The following is an 18694-nucleotide window of genomic DNA, read 5'->3' on the forward strand; positions in this document are numbered from 1 at the left end:
ATGAAAGTAATATGTTCAAGTGAACAGTCTCTCTACCGTCCTGAAGCTGTAAGATGGAGACAGAGAATGGAAATGATGGAACCTTTAGGAGACACAGTTGTTTTACTGCCTTGCAGTATGAAAAAACCATATTCCAATTCCAAATCCCATCAGAAATTCAGAAAACTGACAAGATCATACCAGGAACTTATTGTAACATCCCCTTTTGGAATCTGTCCAAGGGAACTTGAAAACACTTTTCCGATACAGTCCTATGACACAAGCACAACAGGCGTTTGGTCTGAAGATGAAATTGAAGAGACCGGAAGACTGATTGAAAAATACACCCGAGGCAAAACCATCGTTGCAAATCTTGCGGGAGGATATCTGCAGTCCTGTGAGGCATACGTTGATGATTTTGTTAATGTCTGTGTTGACGACCGTCCGACTTCACCTGATTCTCTTTACAATTTAAGAATGGAACTTAAAAAACATCAGAAAGTTTCAAGAAGAGAAAAAACATTACATGAGTTACGTTCAATTGCCAAATACCAATTTGGTGAAAATGGAGATAAGTTCATTCCAGATAACGTGAAAACAAAAGGAATGTATCACAAAAGAATATTGTCTTCAGGCGTTCAGCTTGCACTGCTGAATAAGGATTATGGAATGTACAGGCTGAATCTTGCAGGAGGCGAAATCCTAAAAGATTTGGGAATAAATATTGTAAATATTGATTTTGATTTAAAGACCAATACCGTTTTTGCACCGGGAATCGATAAGGCAGACCACAATATCATTCCAAACGATGAAGTGGTTGTCGTTAAAGATGATGCTGTTGTAGGTGTCGGAAAAGCCATAATGACAGGTCGTGAAATGGAAGAATGTGAAAATGGTATCGGCGTGAAAATAAAACATAGATTGAAATAATCAAACCTTTTATATACCATAACTTTAAAAGTAATAACATAATAAAAAATAGGAGACACTATATGTCAGAAGATTTAGTAAATGATATTAAAGATGCTGTTTCTGTAATTAATGACCCTCACATGGGAATCAGTATTGTAGAAATGGGTATTGTACAAAATATTACTGTAGATGGCGATCAAGCAGAAATTATTCTTAAACCAACCAATCCTGGTTGTATGAGTATCACACGCATTGCAGCTGATGCAAAAATCAGAGCTGAAAGCGTTGAAGGCATTGATACTGCAAAAATTATCGTTGAAGGACATGCTATGGCAGACTCCATTAACGAAATGATTAATAGATAAAATTTTCAAAATCTTATATAATTCTATATATAACCGAAAGGATTATATATAGTAATTAATATAAGTATAAGTGTTGACAGTTAACTGTCATACCAATTGCATAGGCTAGTGGCACAGCTTGGTTAGCGCGCTCGGCTGATAACCGGGAGGTCATGGGTTCGAATCCCATCTAGCCTACTTCTAACTATTTTTAAAGATTTTTTAACATTCTTAACAACTTTATCTAAATTTTAAAAACTATTTTTCTCAAAAAATTATTTTCACAATAATTATATAATACCATCAACATAAAATAACATGAATGTACAAAAAGTTGGAATGATGATAAAAATGTGGGAAACAATCAATGAAAAATTTAAAAAATATCCTGCACGTATACGTGTTGCGGAAAAGATGATTGAACTGGGACTGTCAATCAATGAAGAAGGAAAGATTTATTGCGGAAATCTAAAAATTAGTGATAAGGCTCTTGCAACTGCAGCAGATGTTGACAGAAGAGCAATAAAATCAACAATTGAAATAATTCAAGATGATGAAGAATTAAACAACTTATTTTCAAACATTATTCCTGCAGGAACACTACTGAAAAATATCGCAAAAAACCTGGAATTAGGTGTTATCGAAATAGAAGTGGGATCTGAAAGTGCAGGAATACTTGCTGCAACAACAGATTTAATTTCAAAAAAAGGAATCAGTATAAGACAAGCTTATGCTGAAGATACAGAGCTTCAAAAAAGCCCGATTTTAACAATAATTACAGAAGAACCAGTCAAAGGGGATTTAATAAACGAATTTTTAAAAATAAAAGGAGTAACAAGAGTGTCAATTTATTGATTGTTTGACTCCATTCTTGCTTTTTCCATTTCCATATCCTCTTCTTCGAGAATATCTAAAAGTTCTTCCCAAGCTTCTAAAGATTCTTTAGCAGCTTCTTCAGTTAATTTTTCAATTGCATAACCTGCATGGATTAAAACATAATCACCAATCTCTACATCAGGCAAGAGATCAAGTTTAGCTTGTTGTCTTGCTCCACCAAAGTCAGCATATAACCAATTATCTTCTCTGTTAATTTCAACAACCTGAGCGGGTGCGGCAATACACATTAATTACAACTCCATAATTTTAATATATACATTATATACTAAATTTAATATATATAAAATTATCTAATAGGTGTTTTAATGAGGAATATTGTTATCGGTTCCGGACCCGCAGGAAGATTAGGCTCCCTGGAGCTTGGAAAATTAGGAGAAGACGTTACTTTAATTGAAAAAAATCATATTGCAGGCACCTGCTTAAATGAAGGCTGCATGGTTATTTGTGCACTAACAGACATTACAAAATTCATTGATACAAACAACAGATTCAACAATTACGGATTTATAAAAAGCCAACTTGACATTTCATATGAAAAGATTGTTGAAAAAATTGTTGAAACACAGGAAAAACTAAGAGCCTTAAATCAGATGGAAAATGAAAGCTTTGGAAACAATATCATTTACGGTGAAGCCAGCATCGAAGGTGAAACCGTTAGTGTTAACGGTGAAAGCCTTGAATATGACAACTTACTAATAGCTACCGGAGCCCGTCCGTTCATACCAGACATAAAAGGTAAAGAATACGGCCTGACAAACAAAGATATTTTAAAGATTGATAAAGTGCCTGAAAAGCTGAATATTATCGGTGGTGGAGTAATAGCCTGTGAAATAGCCAACATTTACTCAAATTTAGGCAGTGAAGTCAATATTCTTGCAAGAAGCAAGTTCCTAAAGGAAATTGGTGAAAACGCTAAAAAATACATTTTAGAAAACATCATGAAAGACATTAACATATTCGAGAACACCAATGTTAAAGAAGCCTTTAAAGATAAGGTATTGACTGAAGACGGTAAGGAACTAGAAGGAATTCCATTTTTTGCAACAGGAAGAACTCCAAACAGTGAAATTGCAAAAGATATCGTTGAGTTAAATCCAAACAAAACCATTAAAGTTAATGAAATGATGAAAACAAGTGCTGAAAACATATATGCTGCAGGAGACGTTACAGGAGGATATCTTTTAACACCAGTAGCCAGAAAGGAAGGTATTGTGGCTGCAAGAAACATGGCAGGATATGGAAATAAAATCAGTTACAGTTGCATTCCGCAGGCATTAAGTTTAAATACAGAAGCAAGCTTTGTTGAAAACGAAAAATCACAATGCAGTGATGAAGACAAAGCGACAATCGGAATACCCGGAATTGCAGGACCTCATTCATTCTGGCACATTCTAAGCGGAGATACTGGATATACTGAAGTGGAATTTGACAAGGAAAACAATAAAATAAATAGAATCAATTCAATATCCCCATCATCCGGAAGCGATGTGGCATACCTGTCCTATTTAATGAGAATGGATTATAATCTGGATGATTATTCTGAATTTATAGAAATACATCCTTCAACAGATTCCAATTATAAAATTATTAAAAATATGTGGCTCTAAACCACTTATTTTACTTTTTTTAACATTTTATCTGCCAGAACATCACTTGCTTCAAGGCAAAGCTTGGCATATTTTGAAGTATTTTCTTTTAGAGAATCCATATTTTCAAAAGCATACTGGACATTTTTAACAACGTCATCTACAGAAGATTCAACAATAGCTCCTTTAAATACCCCTGCCATATTCTGATATCTTCCCCATTTTACATGAGTTAAGGCAACAATAGGAGTATTGCAGCTTAAAGCTTCCTGAATGGAAACGCCATCATCAGTTAAAACCGCCAAATCAGCATATTTGAATAAATGGTTTATCCAGTCAACATAGCCAGCATAGATAATATCTCTTTTATCTATTTCATCCAAGTATTCATCATGCAAGGGAAGACCAACCAAAACAAGATTGAATTCATCTGTAAAATCAGCCATATGGCAAACCCCATCAATCATTCCTTTGAATATGGATGATCCTGATGAAAATACAATAGTCTTTTTTTGCTCATCAAAATCAGGAAATTCCTTCAGTTTGGAAAGTCCGATTTTTGCATCCCCATCACCTGAATCCGGAGCCAACGGATAAAATGACTTGTCAGTATTTTTGGGAAGTGTTTCCCATTTGAACTTGTCCAAATCAGGTAAAATAAAGCATTCATTAAACTTCGGACATACTTTTGAGTCAAGAGGTGTGGAAATTAAAGAAAATGCAGGTTTTCTGGCAAATTTTGCACCTAATGAACCGACAATAGCTCCTCCACCTAAAACTCCAATGACAAAATCAGCATTAATTCTTTTAATTAGACTTCGTGCTTTAAAAGTAGCAGTCATTAATTTCAAAGCGCCTTTTGCAGCAGACAGTTTGGTTGCTGCATGGCCTCCAGCCTGAGGAATGGAAATTTTATGCCATGAATATCCATGCTTTTTAAACAGTATTCCCGGAGCGGATTCGTCCAAAGCGATTTCACATTGAACACCTCTTTTTTCAAGTGCTTTTATTACATTTAAAGCAATGGCCGCATCTCCGCCTAATCCCCGTCCGGTAACAATTAGCAACGCTTTCAAATAATCACGCACCCAATCTTAATTTTGACTTTTTAGGAGTGTATGCTTTCGGATGAGGTGCATGAGGATTATATAATAATCTTCTAAAGCCCAATGTGATTAATAACGGATTGGTAACCTCATATTGTTTATCTTTAAAAATCCATTTTCTAAACATATCTCCTAATCCTCCTCCTGTTAGAACATCCATGAAGTAATCTCCGAATGTTGGGTCAAGCAACCTTAGATTTTGTCTGAAGAAGACTTTTAAAGTGTTTCTTCTAACAAAGGCAATAAGGAAAGTGGTAATTATGAACATGACTATTAAACCGACCAAACCTCCCATTATATAATATGAAACTCCCAGTGCTATTGCGAAAACATGGTTTCCGACTTCACCAAGCATGATTTTTCCTGAAAAGTCAAGTGGGGAGTATCCCATACAAACTACAAACAGCAATAATGGAGTATAGATTGCCGGAAGTTCGGCCACTTCGGCAGAGCCGAAAAGAACCATGAAAATCATTGTCAATATACACATTATCATAGTGACAATACAAGTTGATCCAGGCTGCATATCTGAAATATTGAGAGGCTGCACTAAAAGAGCAATGAAAATCGCAGAAACACCCAGACCCTGGATAAAGCCTGCAGCCATGACCAGTATTATTCCAATACCTCGTGATAACTGACCCCATTCAATTCCGAATGGAGACTTTTTCCTTCCGAGGACATCATCGATAAATGCAAAAACACCGATTATTAAAATAAGGCTGTTATATCCAGGCAAAAAGTAAAGTGATAAAATTATAAATGGAATTAAACCTATTCCTCTTGGAATTCCACCACGAACATTGGGATATAAATTTCCCAAATATCCTCTTTTACCTAAAAACCTGAAAATTATGTCCATTACTGCGGTTCCTAGCAAAGATAAGACAAAAACAAAAATCATTGCTATAACTATCGATGTATACATTTAAATCACGAGTTTTAAAATTATTTTTACTAATAAATAATTAATCATTAATATTATATATAATTAAGTTATTTCATACCTTAAAATTGCAGCCATACCACCTAAACTTTCCAGCTGTTTTCCACCTTCATGTTCGCTGCTGATAACCATGACTTCCCCTTTCATATTTTCGACCATATCCATCAGGTCACCCATGTTTTCTGATGCCACTTTTGTATCCAGAACTAAAAGTTCACTGACTGCACCTAAATTGATGGCATTTTTGACTTCCTTAAGGCCATAAGCGATTTTAGATGAATTTTTACCAATCTGTTCAAGCAGTTTGTTGACAGCCCCCATTTCAATAGCTACCCTGTTTTCCGAAGTCAGTTTTTCCACGGTTCCTTTTTTTAGAACTTCGCTGATACCTACACGGCCTCCGGAACCTGTGGATTCAATAATGGATATTTTAGCCAAATCCTTATGTTTTTCCTTCAAATAATCATAAAAATCATTTTTGACAAATCCCGGCCCTGCAAGAACAATATTCTGGATTGAATCGAACTTGACTATTGATTCAATTACCTTTTCATAAAATTTGATTATGTTCTTTTGTCGGTTTTTATCTACAATCCTTTTTCCTGAAACCTGACCTTTAATCGGACCGTAGTATTCAATGCCGAACTGTCTCATCAATCCGAGTGTTGCAGTATCATCTTCTAAAACCACAATAATAGCAGACAGCTTTTTTGATGCATCAATTGCTTGGTTAAGTCTTTTGATTGCCCACTTTGGCCATCTTTCCTTTTTGATTGTAAGCGGAGTGTTAAGCTTGACTTCCAATGTATGGTGAGACCCTAGAGGTATCAAATCTTCAGGACCTCTTGTAATAACTCCTGTCAATCTTAATTTGCCTGTGAAGAGATGAAAACTGATATTTTCTATATCCAAACCCAAATAAAATGTTTTTTTGACACCCCTGTCACTTCTTAGCTTATCACCAGTGTTATCCTGAATACGGCGGGTTGTCTTAGAAGAAGCATTGTCACCAGCTTCCACAATATGAGACAGGTGCCACAAATCGTCCAATGTTTCGGGAACCACTTCAATTATTCCCTCTTTTGTATCTTGGTTTATAATTTTCATAATTTCACAATAATTTTTCTAGTTAATAATTTATATAGTTATTAATTTAAAATTATTAGTGATTAAAATGAATGTTGGAATAATTGGTGGTAGCGACGGTTTGGGAAAAACACTCGTTTACTATTTTAGAGACGAATTTAATGTATTTATAAGCGGAAGAGATCACAAGAAAGGCAGAGCAGTTGCAAGTGAAGCCGGCATAAACTATATTGAATCAAATGCAGGACTGGCAAATATCAGCGACATGCTAGTCATATCCGTTCCCATCCAGCATACAGAGGACGTTATCCGTGAAGTGGCTCCATTCATGAAAGAAGGATCCGTTATGGTTGATGTGACTTCCGTTAAAGAGGGGCCTTCCAAAACCATGGCAGAAGTGCTGCCCGATACAATTGAATACATTCCAACACACCCTATTTTTGGTCCGAGAACCACACGGCTTGACAATCAGGTCATCGTTCTAACCGCAGATAAGAAAGGCAAATGGTATGATAAGGTTTACAAATACCTTGAAAGCAAAAATATGAGAATTATCGAGACAACCCCTCAAAAGCATGATTTTATGATGGGCATTGTACAGGTGCTTACTCATTTTTCATTTATCTCCACCGCTTCGGCAATTGAAAAGTTAAAGGTGGACATTTCAGAAACCGAAGATTATGAAAGTCCGATTTATAACCTGATGATTGATTTGATTGCCCGTATAGTATCACAAAATCCGTATTTAACATACAATATCCAATCAATGAATCCGAATGGGGACAAAATCAGAAATACATTTGCAGAAGCTGTTAATGAACTAAGAGATGTAATTAACAGCAAAGATGATGAGAAATTCATTGAAATTGCAATTAATGCTACAAAGAATATGGGCGACATTACAAATGCTTTGGGTAGAAGTGATAAGGCAATTGGCGCTCTTAATTACGAATATAGCATATTATTTGAATCCGTCGGCCAGGAAGTAGGACTGAAACATATCTATTCCGGAAAAATACATACCGGAATTCTTGAAAGTGTTGACGGCGAAATCGCAGTATTGAGAAATGGGACAAAAACCAAGAAACTGCGTATAGCAAATATCAGAATATTGCTTGAAAACGAGCTTTACCAGTGGAAAATAGATAATGAAGAGAAAAAAACTGAATCCATCAGTTGCGTGTTTTCTAAAAATGTCCATGTTGAAACCATAGAAAAGACAGTCATGAATATTAACAACATCATCGACATAAAATTGACTGATGCATATAACGGTCCGCAAATTGATGAGGATTCCATAAGCCTAACCTTTGAAGTTACAGCCCTTACAAAAGAAGACATCGAAAACGTGAAAAAACTGTTCACTGGTTTTGGCGGAACTATAAGATAATTTGTTTCAACATATACGAACAAATATTAAACTGTCAAAAAGTAATTAAATTTTTAATTAAGCTATAAAAACTTAATTATTACTATTTTTTTAAAAACAATAATTAAAAATCAATAAAATACTTTTTAATAATAATTAAATATTATCCAATAAAATAAACCACTAAAAACTGTTTTTAAAAACTTTTCAAAACCGAAAACTTTATATAGTAAGACATACACAGATATGTTTGTCAATAAAGTTACAAAAAGTAACAAAAAGATTTGACGAAATTACAATTATTTAAATCACAGCCATTAAAAGGAGATGATAAATATGGCAGGAAAAGAAATCACACTAAAAGTTGCAGAAGCAATTTCTCAAAAGGATGTTGGTCAAGGCGTTGCCAGACTTGATCCAAACGTAATGGATGATTTAGACATTAAAGAAAGAGATTTAATCGAAATCATCGGAGAAAAAAGAACTGCTGCAATTGCTCTTCCTTCACAAACCGACATTGGTCTTGGAGTTATAAGAATCGACGGGTTAGTACGTAAAAACTCCGGAGCAACTATCGGCGGTGAAGTCACTGTTAAAAAGACTAAAGCAACCGAAGCGAAAAAAGTTGTTTTAGCACCAACTGAAAATAACATCCGTGTACAAGGTGATGTACGTGGCTTATTTGCCGGAAAAGTGATGGTGCAAGGAGACATTATCGGATCACAAATCCGCGCACCTAGACCAAGTATGGGATTCAACAGCCTTTTCGATGAACTGATGGACTTTACACCAGCAATGAAAGAAATCAAATTTGCTGTAATTTCCACCAATCCTAAAGATATTGTCATTGTAGGACCGAATACCGAAGTGCAACTTCATGAGTCCCCTGTTGATGTAAGTAAAATAGAAGGTGTCGGAAACCTTGTGGATGTAAGCTATGAAGATATTGGTGGTCTAAAAGAAGAAGTCAAAAAAGTAAGGGAAATGATTGAAATTCCACTTAAAAGACCAGAACTCTTCGAAAAATTAGGAATTGCACCACCAAAAGGAGTATTAATGCACGGTCCACCAGGAACCGGTAAAACATTACTGGCTAAAGCAGTAGCCAGCGAAAGTGATGCTCATTTCATTGCAATAAATGGGCCTGAAATCATGAGCAAATACGTAGGCGGATCTGAAGAAAACCTAAGGGAATACTTCGAAGAAGCTGAAGAAAACTCCCCTTCAATTATATTTATTGATGAATTAGATGCTATTGCGCCAAAAAGAGAAGAAACCAATGGAGAAGTTGAAAGAAGAACCGTTGCTCAACTTTTAACATTGATGGATGGTCTTAAATCCCGTGGCCAGGTAGTAGTAATCGGTGCAACCAACAGACCGGATTCACTTGACCCTGCACTTAGAAGACCGGGAAGATTTGACCGTGAAATTGAAATCGGAGTACCAGATACTGAAGAGAGAAAAGAAGTGCTTGAAATCCACACAAGAAATATGCCATTGGCAGAAGACGTTGATTTGGATAAAATCGCATCCACAACCCACGGATTTGTCGGAGCTGATCTGGAATCATTATGTAAAGAAGCCGCAATGAGAGTAGTCAGAAGGATTTTACCTGAAATCCAAAACGATGAGGAAATACCTAAAGAAGTATTGGAAAAAATTGTGGTTAACGGCGATGACTTCAAATCAGCACAAAAAGAAATCCAGCCTTCCGCTTTAAGGGAAGTTCTTGTACAAATCCCAGACATAAAATGGGATGACGTAGGCGGTCTTGAAGATGTCAAACAGGAGCTAAAAGAAGCTGTTGAATGGCCTTTAAAACATCCTGAAACATTCAAACGCTTAGGAATAAGACCTCCAAAAGGAACATTGCTTTATGGAATTCCAGGAACCGGAAAAACATTGCTTGCAAAAGCGGTGGCAAGTGAAAGTGAAGCAAACTTCATTTCAGTGAAAGGTCCTGAACTCCTCTCAAAATGGGTTGGTGAATCTGAAAAAGGTGTTCGTGAAGTATTCAGAAAAGCTAAACAGGCCGCTCCTACAGTGATCTTTTTCGACGAAATAGATGCAATAGCAAGCACACGTAGCGGAAATGACACTGACAGCGGCGTTACAAAAAGGGTCGTAAATCAATTGCTGACTGAAATGGACGGATTGGAAGAACTTGAAGACGTTGCAATCATTGCAGCAACCAACAGACCTGACATTTTAGATGCTGGTTTAATGAGACCGGGAAGATTTGACAGACACATACAAGTTAAAGAACCTGATGAAGAAGCAAGAATTGCAATCTTTAAAGTACATACAAAAGACATGCCATTAGCAGATGACGTAAACCTCAAAAAATTAGCTAAAAATACTGAAGGATATGTCGGAGCCGACATTGAATCAGTATGCAGAGAAGCAGCTATGCTTACACTAAGAAACAATTTGGAAGCTAGTGAAATCCCAAACAAATACTTTAAAGAAGCAATCGAGAAAGTAAAACCTGGAAATGACCAGGACGAACAGCTCGTACAGTACATGTAAGGAAGAAAACCCCAATTTTCTTCCTTTTTTCCTCCTTAATTCTTATCAAAAACTTTCTAACCATATTTAGTGGGAAGAACAGACCCTTCCCACACAACCTCCAAAACATTTAATACTATTTTTAACAATATCTTCAACCATGAGTGAACACATTATTGAAGCATTGGGATTAAGTCAGATTACCATCAAAGATGGAAAAGTCGTTGAAGTAACCGAACCTGAAGTCGAATACTGCCCTCTTTTTGATCACCACAGAGGAATTAAAAAACTCACCAAAGATGTTATTGCCAAAAACATTCAGTTCAGGATAGATGACTTCGGAATGTGCACTGCAAACCGCCAGTTAAGAATGAAAGACTTTTTAAACTTCGGAATATCCGAAATATTATGCACACTGCTTGAGAAAAAAGAAATCGATTCTGTTGTGATGGTTCTTGAAGGTTGCGGAACCGTAATCGTTAAAGAGCCGGAACTTGTTCAGGGAATCGGCGGGAGAGTTTCAGGCCTTGTAAAAACCAGTCCAATACCAGAACTGTTTGATGAAATAGGAAAAGATAATATTGTAGATAGTAAAACCGCCAAAATCAACCAAGTTGAAGGAATCAAATTAGCTATCAAAAAAGGATATAAAAACATTGCAGTTACAGTAGCTTTAGCAAGCGATATTGACGGAATAAACAAACTGAAAGAAGAAAATCCTGATGTAAATATCTATGTCTTTGTGGTTCACACCTCCAAAAGAACCCCTGAAGATGCAAGAAAGCTATTTGACGGATGTGATGTAGCAACAGCCTGCGCATCAAAAAATATTCGTGAAATTGGAGATGCGGAAAGTTTAAAAATCGTTGGCCAATCAATACCAATTTATGCTAAAACTGAAAACGGAAAAAGATTTTTAGAATTGCGTTTGGAAAAAATCGGCGGTGAAAAACCTAAAAAAGATAATCCCGATTTGCCATATCCTCTAATCTAAATTATTTCTTCGGCAAAATCCTATCTTCCGGCAGTAATCCCACATTTTGATAATAATGAGGTTTGTATTTAATGAATGGAAATCTGAGTCCGCTAACACCATACTTCGGATTATAACCAAAAATATTGATATATTCTCCCAAATCGTCACGTTCATCTTTCATCGCCAAAGTCAAATCATATAATGCTTTTGTATCATCAATTGCCCTGTGGAAATTAACAGGGTCAATATCATAATGCTTCACCCCGTCAATTAACTTGTGAGGATAACGTTTTCTGTCTTTTAAAACCGTTAAAGTATCGAGCCATTTTGCATTTCTTACAATTTCAAAGGCTTCATCGGGAAAATGTCTGCTGAGCAAATGAAAAACAAATGACAAATCAAACTGGGCATTATGCGCCACCATCAGGGTGCCCGGAGAAATCTTTTTCCTAATATCTGCTGCAACTACCTCCTCTTTAAGCCCTTCAGTTCTCAGCATGTCATTTGTGATGCCTGTAACTTTTGTGATTTTAGGTGAAATAGCCTCTCCAATATTGACAAATTCATCATAATCATCTACAATTTCCCCATTTTCAACAGTCAACATTGCAAGTTCTATTATTTTACAGTCCCTGCAGTCTAAACCGCTTGTTTCGGTATCAAAATAAACTACTTTAATATTAAAATCCTCCTCAACAATTATATATGAATGAACTCATTAAAAAATTAATTCTATATACTTGAACGAACAATATTATTAATGATTAGTCAATACGAGGGATAAATTTGACTCAAAAAAGTGAAGCTCAAAAAGGCAACATCACTCCAGAAATGGAATATGTGGCAGAATATGAAAATATAGATGTAAATAAACTAGCTAGATTAATTGATAAAGGATTAGTTGTAATTCCTAAAAACATAAACGGACATTCAAAACCATGCGGAATCGGTGAAGGGCTGAAAACAAAAATTAATGCAAATATCGGTTCATCATCTAAAATCGATGACATTGAACTGGAAATAAACAAAGCCAAATTAGCTCAGGAATATGGTGCCGATGCGCTGATGGATCTCTCAACAGGTTCTGATTTAAAACTGTTTAGAAAAAAAATTATGGATGCCGTTGATATCTGTATAGGAACAGTTCCGATTTATGAAGCAGGAGTTGTTACTTTAGCAAAAGACAAAGAAATAATCGATATGGACCCTGACGATATCTTCAAGGCCATTGAAAATCAGGCAAAAGAAGGAGTGGACTTTATGACACTCCACTGCGGAATTACAAAAGACCTTGTCCAAAAACTGAAAGATGCAAACAGAATGATGGGAATTGTAAGTCGTGGAGGAACATTCATGGCTTCCTGGATAAGTCACAACGATGAGGAAAACCCATTATACAAAAATTACGATTACCTTTTAGAATTATCTTATGAATACGACATTACACTATCCTTAGGCGATGGTTTAAGGCCAGGATGCCTGGCAGATGCAAGCGATATCCCTCAAATTCAAGAATTGGTAAACCTCGGAACATTAGTCAAAAGAGCCCAGGATGCAAATGTACAAGTAATGGTGGAAGGTCCGGGACACATGCCGTTAAACCAGATTAAAGCGAATATGGAAATCCAAAAAACAATATGCCATGGAGCTCCGTTTTACGTATTGGGACCTCTGGTAACCGATATTGCACCGGGTTATGACCACATTACCGGAGCCATAGGTGGCGCTATTGCAGCAACTGCAGGTGCAAACTTTTTATGCTACGTTACACCAGCAGAACACCTCTCCCTTCCAAGTTTGGAAGACGTTAAAGAAGGAGTCATCGCATCTAAAATCGCAGCCGAAGCGGCAGATGTTGCAAAAGGACTTGATTCAGCATGGGAGCGTGAAAAAGCAATGGCAAAAGCCAGAAGAGACTTCGACTGGGATGCTCAATTCGACCTTGCACTGGATAAATCAAAGCCTAGAAAATACAGGGACAAATGCGAACTGGACGATAATGAAATGTGTGCAATGTGCGGAGAATACTGTGCAGTAAAAATAGCCAAAGGAGAATTCTAATGAAATATCAGGAACTGGTAGATGTTTACTCCGCACTTGAAGCGACTACAAAAAGACTGGAAAAAACAGAAATCATATCTGAATTTCTTAAAAAACTAGATTCAGACACTATTGAAAAGGTCGGACTTTTAATTTTAGGAGTTGTATTTCCGGCATGGAGCTCAGAAGAAATCGGAATCGGCGGAAAACTGGTGGAGCGCGCAGTGGCTGAAGCCGTTGGAACAACACAAGCTGCAGTTGAAGATGCCGTTCGCGATGAAGGAGATATTGGTCTTGCATGCATTAAACTTTATGCCAAAAAGTCCCAGATGACCTTTTTCTCACAGCCTCTGACAATCGACTTTGTTTTCAACAGCCTGCGTAAACTGTCCCAAATCAGTGGTTCAAGATCAACAAACCGTAAAATCGCGATTATTTTAGAGTTATTATCACAGGCAAGCGCAACTGAAGCCAAATATCTGACCCGTACCATTACCGAAGAATTGAGAATAGGCGTTGGAGACGGCGTTGTAAGAGATGCAATAGCTCAGGCTTTTGACATTGACAAAAAGGTAGTCGAAAGGGCTCAGATGCTTACAAATGACTTTTCAGTTGTTGCAAGAACAGCCAAAGACGAAGGAGCTGCAGGTCTTGAAAAACTTAATCTGACACCAGGAACACCTGTAAAACCTATGCTTGCCCAACTTGCACCGCCACTTGATGAAATCATTCCTGAAATGGGTTGCGCAATCTGTGAGACCAAATACGATGGTATAAGACTGCAGGTCCACCGAAACAGTGATGAAATCAAAATATTTACAAGAAGATTAGAAAATATTACTCATGCGCTACCGGAAATCGTTGAGCTGTTCAATGAATATTTGCCCCATGAAGACTACATCGTGGAAGGTGAAGTGATAGCTACAAGAGACGGCAAACCTCTCCCGTTCCAGAACATCCTTCACAGAGTGAGAAGAAAGCATAATGTTGAAGAAGCAATGGAAAATGTACCATTAAAGCTGTTTCTGTTTGACGTTTTATACTACAAGGTTCCAATGATAGATGAACCTCTCTTTAAAAGGCGTGAAATGCTTGAAAATATCGTCGACACATCAGCCGATGAGATGAATCTCAGTACAATGAAAGTGGGAAATGAAAACAACATCGACGAACTGCAGGAGCTGTTTGAAACATCAATTGAAGGCGGCCATGAAGGAATCATGATTAAGGACTGCAAAGAACCATATATTCCGGGACTTAGAGGCAAAAAGATGCTTAAATACAAAGCTGAACCTGAAACCCTGGACATGGTTATTGTTGGAGGAACATACGGAATCGGTAAAAGAGGAGATTTCGTCGGGTCATACTTGGTGGCACTTAGAGATGAAAATGATGACTTTAAAACAGTTGCATATGCGGCCACAGGCCTTGACGATGCTACACTGGAATACCTCACCGGCAAAATGAAAGAACTTGAAATTTCAACAAAAGGCCGTGAAATTAAAGTGGAGCCTAAGATTGTTCTGGAAATCGCATTTTCCGAAATAGTCGAATCACCGGAATATGAAACAGGCTATTCATTAAGATTCCCAGTTGTTAAAAACATAAGAAAAGATAAAAGTCCGATGGATGCAGACACCGTTGAAAGATTAATTTCCATGTACAATACTGGAAATTAATTTTAATTTTTCACCGCCAATACAATTCTGCCTTTTCAATATTTTAAAACATGCCAACACCATATTTTTAAGATGAAGAAATCTAACAAGGAAAAATCCTATAAGCTATTTTTACCATTACAACCAACAAAGAACCATGGAAATTACAGATGACAAATTATTAAGATTGGCTTTAATAACTTCGCTTATCGGAATCATAGGACTTCTGATTTTTACACCAACGATTGAAGTTAAGAAAGTGGAAATAAAAGACATTTCAAGAGCAATGATAGATGAAGAAGTTCAAATCGACTGCGTCATAACAGATATCGGCCAGTCCTCATCAAAAAGCAGTTATTTTTTAACAATAAACGACGGCACAGGACAGATGCAACTGGTCATATTTGAAAATCAGGCAGCAGAAATACAATCGAATAATCTGGATATATATGACTTTAAAGATAAAAAAGTTGAGGTTACAGGAAAAATAACCGAATATAAATCTGATTTGGAAATAATATTATCGAGCGGTGACAGCCTAAAAATCAAATAGTTATTTATTGATTGAAATTCAAAAATAATAATGATTAACTTAATAGGAAATTAAAACATGTCTGATAAAAAACGATTATTTGGAACATTTGGAGTTAGAAGAACAGCAAATGATGTTTTAACTCCTGAGTTTGCATCAAGACTTGCGGCGTGTTACGGTACCCAAATTCAGGGAACCGTAGCTGTTGGAGGAGACACAAGAACATCAACACCAATGCTGAAAGAAGCAGTGAAAGCAGGACTTTTATCAAGCGGATGTGATGTAGTGGATTTAGGAATATTGCCTACACCAGGCGTCCAATATGCTGTTCGCAAATATTATGATGGTGGAGTAATGATTACCGCTTCACACAACCCTCCAAAATATAACGGACTCAAATTTTTAGATGAATTCGGTATAGGAATACCTGATGAAATGGACCTTGCTATCGAAAAACTGTATTTCGATGAAGAACCGAAAAGAGCACACTGGTCTGAAATCGGCCAGATTTATCACAATGACAAAATCATTGACGAATACGTTGATGAAGCAATATCCAAAGTGGATGCTGAAGCTATTCGTGAAGCTAAATTGAAAGTTGTTGTTGATTGCGGAAGCGGTGCCGGATGCTATACCGCACCATACCTAATCAGAAAACTCGGATGTGAAGTGACAACTTTAAACTCACAGGCTGACGGATTTTTCCCAGGCCGTGATCCTGAACCGATTGAAGAAAACCTGCAGGAATTAATCAGTGTTGTAAAAGAACTGAATGCTGATATCGGACTTGCACACGACGGAGATGCCGACAGAACCATCTGCATTGATGAGAAAGGAAACTTTGTTTTAGGAGATAAAACATTCACACTTGTTGAAAAACAGATGCTTAAAGAAAATGACGGTGGAATTGTAGTTACAACCGTTGCAACATCCCAGGCAATTTACGATGTTGCTGAAGAGTTCAATGGTGAAGTAATAGCTACTGCTGTTGGAGATTTGCTTGTTGCACGTAAGCTCAAAGATGAAAATGGACTCTTCGGCGGGGAAGAAAACGGAGGGCTGATTTTCCCTGATTTCGTTTATGGAAGAGATGCAGTGATGACTGTTGCCAAAATCCTCGAAATCATAGCAAAAGAGAAAAAACCGTTATCCGAACTAGTCAGCGAACTTCCTGTTTATTACGCAAGCAAAATGAAAATCGAATGTCCTGACGATGAAAAGGAATTTGTAATGGACAGCATTGCAAAAGAAATCAAGGAAACTACTGATTTTAAACTAGATTTAACAGACGGTGTTAAAATCCTAAAAGAAGATGGCTGGGTAATTGTCAGACCATCCGGAACCGAACCAATCTTTAGATGCTTTGCCGAGTCTGACTCACAGGAAAAAGCAGATGAAATGACCGATTGGGGAATAAGTTTAATCAAAAAATACAGAAAATAGAAACACGAAAAACCATCACCAGATTTGTTTTAATTATATCGATTGTAGATATAATTAAAATAAACTCTATCTTTAAAACACGTGATTTAATGATAGCTTCTTTTAAAATAATAAAAATAAATTATAAAATTGCAAATAATTATTGATGCCATCTACATAAAAACAACTAAAAGTTTTCAAGACACTCTTCTTTTAGGAAAAATGCATCTTCATTATCCGGATTTCTAAGCAGCACTTTGTTGAAACTGTCAACGGCTTCCTCAAATTTACCAAGTTCCATCAAAACTACGCCTTTATTCAATAAGAAATCAATATTGTGCTTTTCCAAAGATATTGCTTTATTAAAGCATTCTAGAGCTTCATCGAATTTGCCCAAATCAATATAAGCATTGCCCATCCTGTTAATTGCACCGGCATCCATTTCAGAGTCATCCAAACATACTTCAACAGCCTTATCGAAAGATTGAATAGCCTCTTCAAGCATTCCCATATCAGTCAGGAGGTTTCCGCGTGCATTCCATACCTCAGGATTTTCACCGTCAATTACAATTAACTTGTCATAAACCCTTAATGCGGCATCATATCTTCCAAGCATTTCTAAAATGAAACCTCTCCAATACAATACAATCGGGCTGCTTGGCCTATAGTTATATGCGATGGTGCTTGCTTTGTATGCCTCTTCGATTCTTCCGGCATTGAGAAGTGCAATAGCTTTGTTGTTTAAAATGTATTCATTGTCCGGTTCAAATTCCAAAGCCTTGTCATAACATCCAATAGCATCATCAAACTTACCTAACCTTGAAAGATTATCTCCCTGCTTGTTAAGCAGATAAACATCATCAGGGTCAAGTCTTAATGCCGCTTCATAACACATTGTAGACTTGTCAAACTTACCGCTGTCAAAGAGAATATCAGCCCTTTTGGTAATCATAGCCTTTTCATCTATCTTGTCACCTTTCCAGTCATCGATGTCAAGCTTTTCAAAATAAATTATTTGGAATTCATCAGAACCAGCAATCTGACCGCCGTACATCTTTTTGAATTCCCTTAACATATCATAAGAGTCTTTAAATCCTTCCTGCATGGCCAATTCATCATTGTCTTTAATTTCTTCAAAAGAAATATTTTCCACATCGGTAACCAAAGCCTCAAAAATCTTCATCTTTTCTTTTGAAACAAGATTCCAGTAGCAATAAAGCCTGTCGCCTTTTTTAAGTGGAGTCTTCCATGCTTTACGTATGGTTCTGGTTTTCTTACCAGTAATTACATCTATATCATTACTTGAAAATGACAAAATAGGCATATAACTCCT

17 protein-coding genes and 1 tRNA gene are annotated in these 18694 nt (G+C 36.7%); 12 read left to right on the forward strand and 6 right to left on the reverse strand.

The window, feature by feature from the left end; translation table 11 throughout:
- From IJL02_RS08485 to IJL02_RS08500, 4 genes are all read left to right on the forward strand, one after another.
- Complete coding sequence (locus IJL02_RS08485) at positions 1-909, forward strand: DUF5591 domain-containing protein (RefSeq protein WP_292814903.1); 909 nt, start codon at positions 1-3, stop codon at positions 907-909.
- A 62-nt stretch (positions 910-971) separates the two neighbouring features.
- On the forward strand, positions 972-1256 hold the full coding sequence (locus IJL02_RS08490; RefSeq protein WP_292814906.1) for an iron-sulfur cluster assembly protein: 285 nt from the start codon (positions 972-974) through the stop codon (positions 1254-1256).
- A 102-nt stretch (positions 1257-1358) separates the two neighbouring features.
- Positions 1359-1433: transfer RNA gene (locus IJL02_RS08495), tRNA-Ile, on the forward strand.
- A gap of 141 nt (positions 1434-1574) precedes the next feature.
- Positions 1575-2090 (forward strand): amino acid-binding protein, encoded by a 516-nt coding sequence (locus IJL02_RS08500; protein ID WP_292815003.1) that lies wholly within the window; start codon positions 1575-1577, stop codon positions 2088-2090.
- On the opposite strand, the gene IJL02_RS08505 is transcribed toward IJL02_RS08500, so the two are convergent.
- On the reverse strand, positions 2084-2359 hold the full coding sequence (locus tag IJL02_RS08505; protein WP_292814911.1) for a HypC/HybG/HupF family hydrogenase formation chaperone: 276 nt from the start codon (positions 2357-2359) through the stop codon (positions 2084-2086). The genes IJL02_RS08500 and IJL02_RS08505 overlap by 7 nt on opposite strands.
- A gap of 78 nt (positions 2360-2437) precedes the next feature.
- Here IJL02_RS08505 and IJL02_RS08510 point away from each other — a divergent pair, with 78 nt between their 5' ends.
- The gene (locus IJL02_RS08510; RefSeq protein ID WP_292814914.1) at positions 2438-3739 is read left to right on the forward strand and encodes an NAD(P)/FAD-dependent oxidoreductase; all 1302 of its coding nucleotides are present in this window, start codon (positions 2438-2440) and stop codon (positions 3737-3739) included.
- A gap of 5 nt (positions 3740-3744) precedes the next feature.
- Here the strand turns inward: IJL02_RS08510 and IJL02_RS08515 are convergent, their stop codons facing one another.
- The 3 genes from IJL02_RS08515 to IJL02_RS08525 form a co-directional block, all read right to left on the reverse strand.
- Positions 3745-4794 carry a glycosyltransferase gene (locus IJL02_RS08515; protein ID WP_292814917.1) on the reverse strand — a complete coding sequence of 350 codons (1050 nt, stop codon included), beginning with the start codon at positions 4792-4794 and terminating at the stop codon, positions 3745-3747.
- Between the two features lie 4 nt (positions 4795-4798).
- Positions 4799-5752, reverse strand: a complete 954-nt coding sequence (locus tag IJL02_RS08520) for a cell wall biosynthesis protein (RefSeq protein ID WP_292814920.1) — start codon at positions 5750-5752, stop codon at positions 4799-4801.
- Between the two features lie 63 nt (positions 5753-5815).
- Positions 5816-6877, reverse strand: coding sequence for an mRNA surveillance protein pelota (locus IJL02_RS08525; protein WP_292814924.1), 1062 nt, complete (start codon positions 6875-6877; stop codon positions 5816-5818).
- Positions 6878-6935: 58 nt separating this feature from the next.
- On the opposite strand from IJL02_RS08525, the gene IJL02_RS08530 reads away from it, so the two are divergent.
- The 3 genes from IJL02_RS08530 to IJL02_RS08540 all read left to right on the forward strand — a co-directional run bounded on the left by IJL02_RS08530 (position 6936) and on the right by IJL02_RS08540 (position 11727).
- The gene (locus IJL02_RS08530; RefSeq protein ID WP_342765183.1) at positions 6936-8246 is read left to right on the forward strand and encodes a prephenate dehydrogenase; all 1311 of its coding nucleotides are present in this window, start codon (positions 6936-6938) and stop codon (positions 8244-8246) included.
- Between the two features lie 315 nt (positions 8247-8561).
- A complete protein-coding gene (locus IJL02_RS08535) occupies positions 8562-10754 on the forward strand; it encodes a CDC48 family AAA ATPase (protein ID WP_292814934.1) in 2193 nt (730 codons plus the stop codon).
- 139 nt (positions 10755-10893) lie between these two features.
- The gene (locus IJL02_RS08540; protein ID WP_292814939.1) at positions 10894-11727 is read left to right on the forward strand and encodes a methanogenesis marker 8 protein; all 834 of its coding nucleotides are present in this window, start codon (positions 10894-10896) and stop codon (positions 11725-11727) included.
- Between the two features lies 1 nt (position 11728).
- Here the strand turns inward: IJL02_RS08540 and IJL02_RS08545 are convergent, their stop codons facing one another.
- Positions 11729-12412: a 3'-5' exonuclease gene (locus tag IJL02_RS08545; protein ID WP_342765184.1), complete on the reverse strand. Its 684-nt coding sequence runs from the start codon at positions 12410-12412 to the stop codon at positions 11729-11731.
- An 83-nt stretch (positions 12413-12495) separates the two neighbouring features.
- Here IJL02_RS08545 and thiC point away from each other — a divergent pair, with 83 nt between their 5' ends.
- The 4 genes from thiC (at position 12496) to glmM (ending at position 17382) form a co-directional block, all read left to right on the forward strand.
- The gene (gene thiC / locus IJL02_RS08550) at positions 12496-13770 is read left to right on the forward strand and encodes a phosphomethylpyrimidine synthase (protein ID WP_292814942.1); all 1275 of its coding nucleotides are present in this window, start codon (positions 12496-12498) and stop codon (positions 13768-13770) included.
- Positions 13770-15428: an ATP-dependent DNA ligase gene (locus IJL02_RS08555; RefSeq protein ID WP_292814945.1), complete on the forward strand. Its 1659-nt coding sequence runs from the start codon at positions 13770-13772 to the stop codon at positions 15426-15428. The genes thiC and IJL02_RS08555 overlap by 1 nt, the downstream gene beginning before the upstream one ends.
- Positions 15429-15564: 136 nt before the next feature.
- Positions 15565-15960 (forward strand): OB-fold nucleic acid binding domain-containing protein, encoded by a 396-nt coding sequence (locus tag IJL02_RS08560; RefSeq protein ID WP_292814950.1) that lies wholly within the window; start codon positions 15565-15567, stop codon positions 15958-15960.
- Positions 15961-16017: 57 nt separating this feature from the next.
- Positions 16018-17382 (forward strand): phosphoglucosamine mutase, encoded by a 1365-nt coding sequence (glmM, locus tag IJL02_RS08565; protein WP_292814954.1) that lies wholly within the window; start codon positions 16018-16020, stop codon positions 17380-17382.
- 166 nt (positions 17383-17548) lie between these two features.
- Here the strand turns inward: glmM and IJL02_RS08570 are convergent, their stop codons facing one another.
- Entirely contained in the window at positions 17549-18685 is a 1137-nt protein-coding gene (locus tag IJL02_RS08570; protein WP_292814957.1) for a tetratricopeptide repeat protein, read from the reverse strand.
- Positions 18686-18694 lie beyond the last annotated feature (9 nt).

The sequence above is a fragment of the Methanobrevibacter sp. genome, from assembly GCF_017427765.1.
Taxonomy (GTDB): Archaea; Methanobacteriota; Methanobacteria; order Methanobacteriales; family Methanobacteriaceae; genus Methanocatella.

Excerpts from the sequence above, each read along its gene's own strand:
- IJL02_RS08485 (WP_292814903.1), top strand. The coding sequence starts at position 1 with ATGAAAGTAATATGTTCAAGTGAACAGTCTCTCTACCGTCCTGAAGCT.
- IJL02_RS08490 (WP_292814906.1), top strand. The coding sequence starts at position 972 with ATGTCAGAAGATTTAGTAAATGATATTAAAGATGCTGTTTCTGTAATT.
- IJL02_RS08500 (WP_292815003.1), top strand. The coding sequence starts at position 1,575 with ATGATGATAAAAATGTGGGAAACAATCAATGAAAAATTTAAAAAATAT.
- IJL02_RS08505 (WP_292814911.1), bottom strand. The coding sequence starts at position 2,359 with ATGTGTATTGCCGCACCCGCTCAGGTTGTTGAAATTAACAGAGAAGAT.
- IJL02_RS08510 (WP_292814914.1), top strand. The coding sequence starts at position 2,438 with ATGAGGAATATTGTTATCGGTTCCGGACCCGCAGGAAGATTAGGCTCC.
- IJL02_RS08520 (WP_292814920.1), bottom strand. The coding sequence starts at position 5,752 with ATGTATACATCGATAGTTATAGCAATGATTTTTGTTTTTGTCTTATCT.
- IJL02_RS08525 (WP_292814924.1), bottom strand. The coding sequence starts at position 6,877 with ATGAAAATTATAAACCAAGATACAAAAGAGGGAATAATTGAAGTGGTT.
- IJL02_RS08535 (WP_292814934.1), top strand. The coding sequence starts at position 8,562 with ATGGCAGGAAAAGAAATCACACTAAAAGTTGCAGAAGCAATTTCTCAA.
- IJL02_RS08540 (WP_292814939.1), top strand. The coding sequence starts at position 10,894 with ATGAGTGAACACATTATTGAAGCATTGGGATTAAGTCAGATTACCATC.
- IJL02_RS08555 (WP_292814945.1), top strand. The coding sequence starts at position 13,770 with ATGAAATATCAGGAACTGGTAGATGTTTACTCCGCACTTGAAGCGACT.
- IJL02_RS08560 (WP_292814950.1), top strand. The coding sequence starts at position 15,565 with ATGGAAATTACAGATGACAAATTATTAAGATTGGCTTTAATAACTTCG.
- glmM (WP_292814954.1), top strand. The coding sequence starts at position 16,018 with ATGTCTGATAAAAAACGATTATTTGGAACATTTGGAGTTAGAAGAACA.
- IJL02_RS08570 (WP_292814957.1), bottom strand. The coding sequence starts at position 18,685 with ATGCCTATTTTGTCATTTTCAAGTAATGATATAGATGTAATTACTGGT.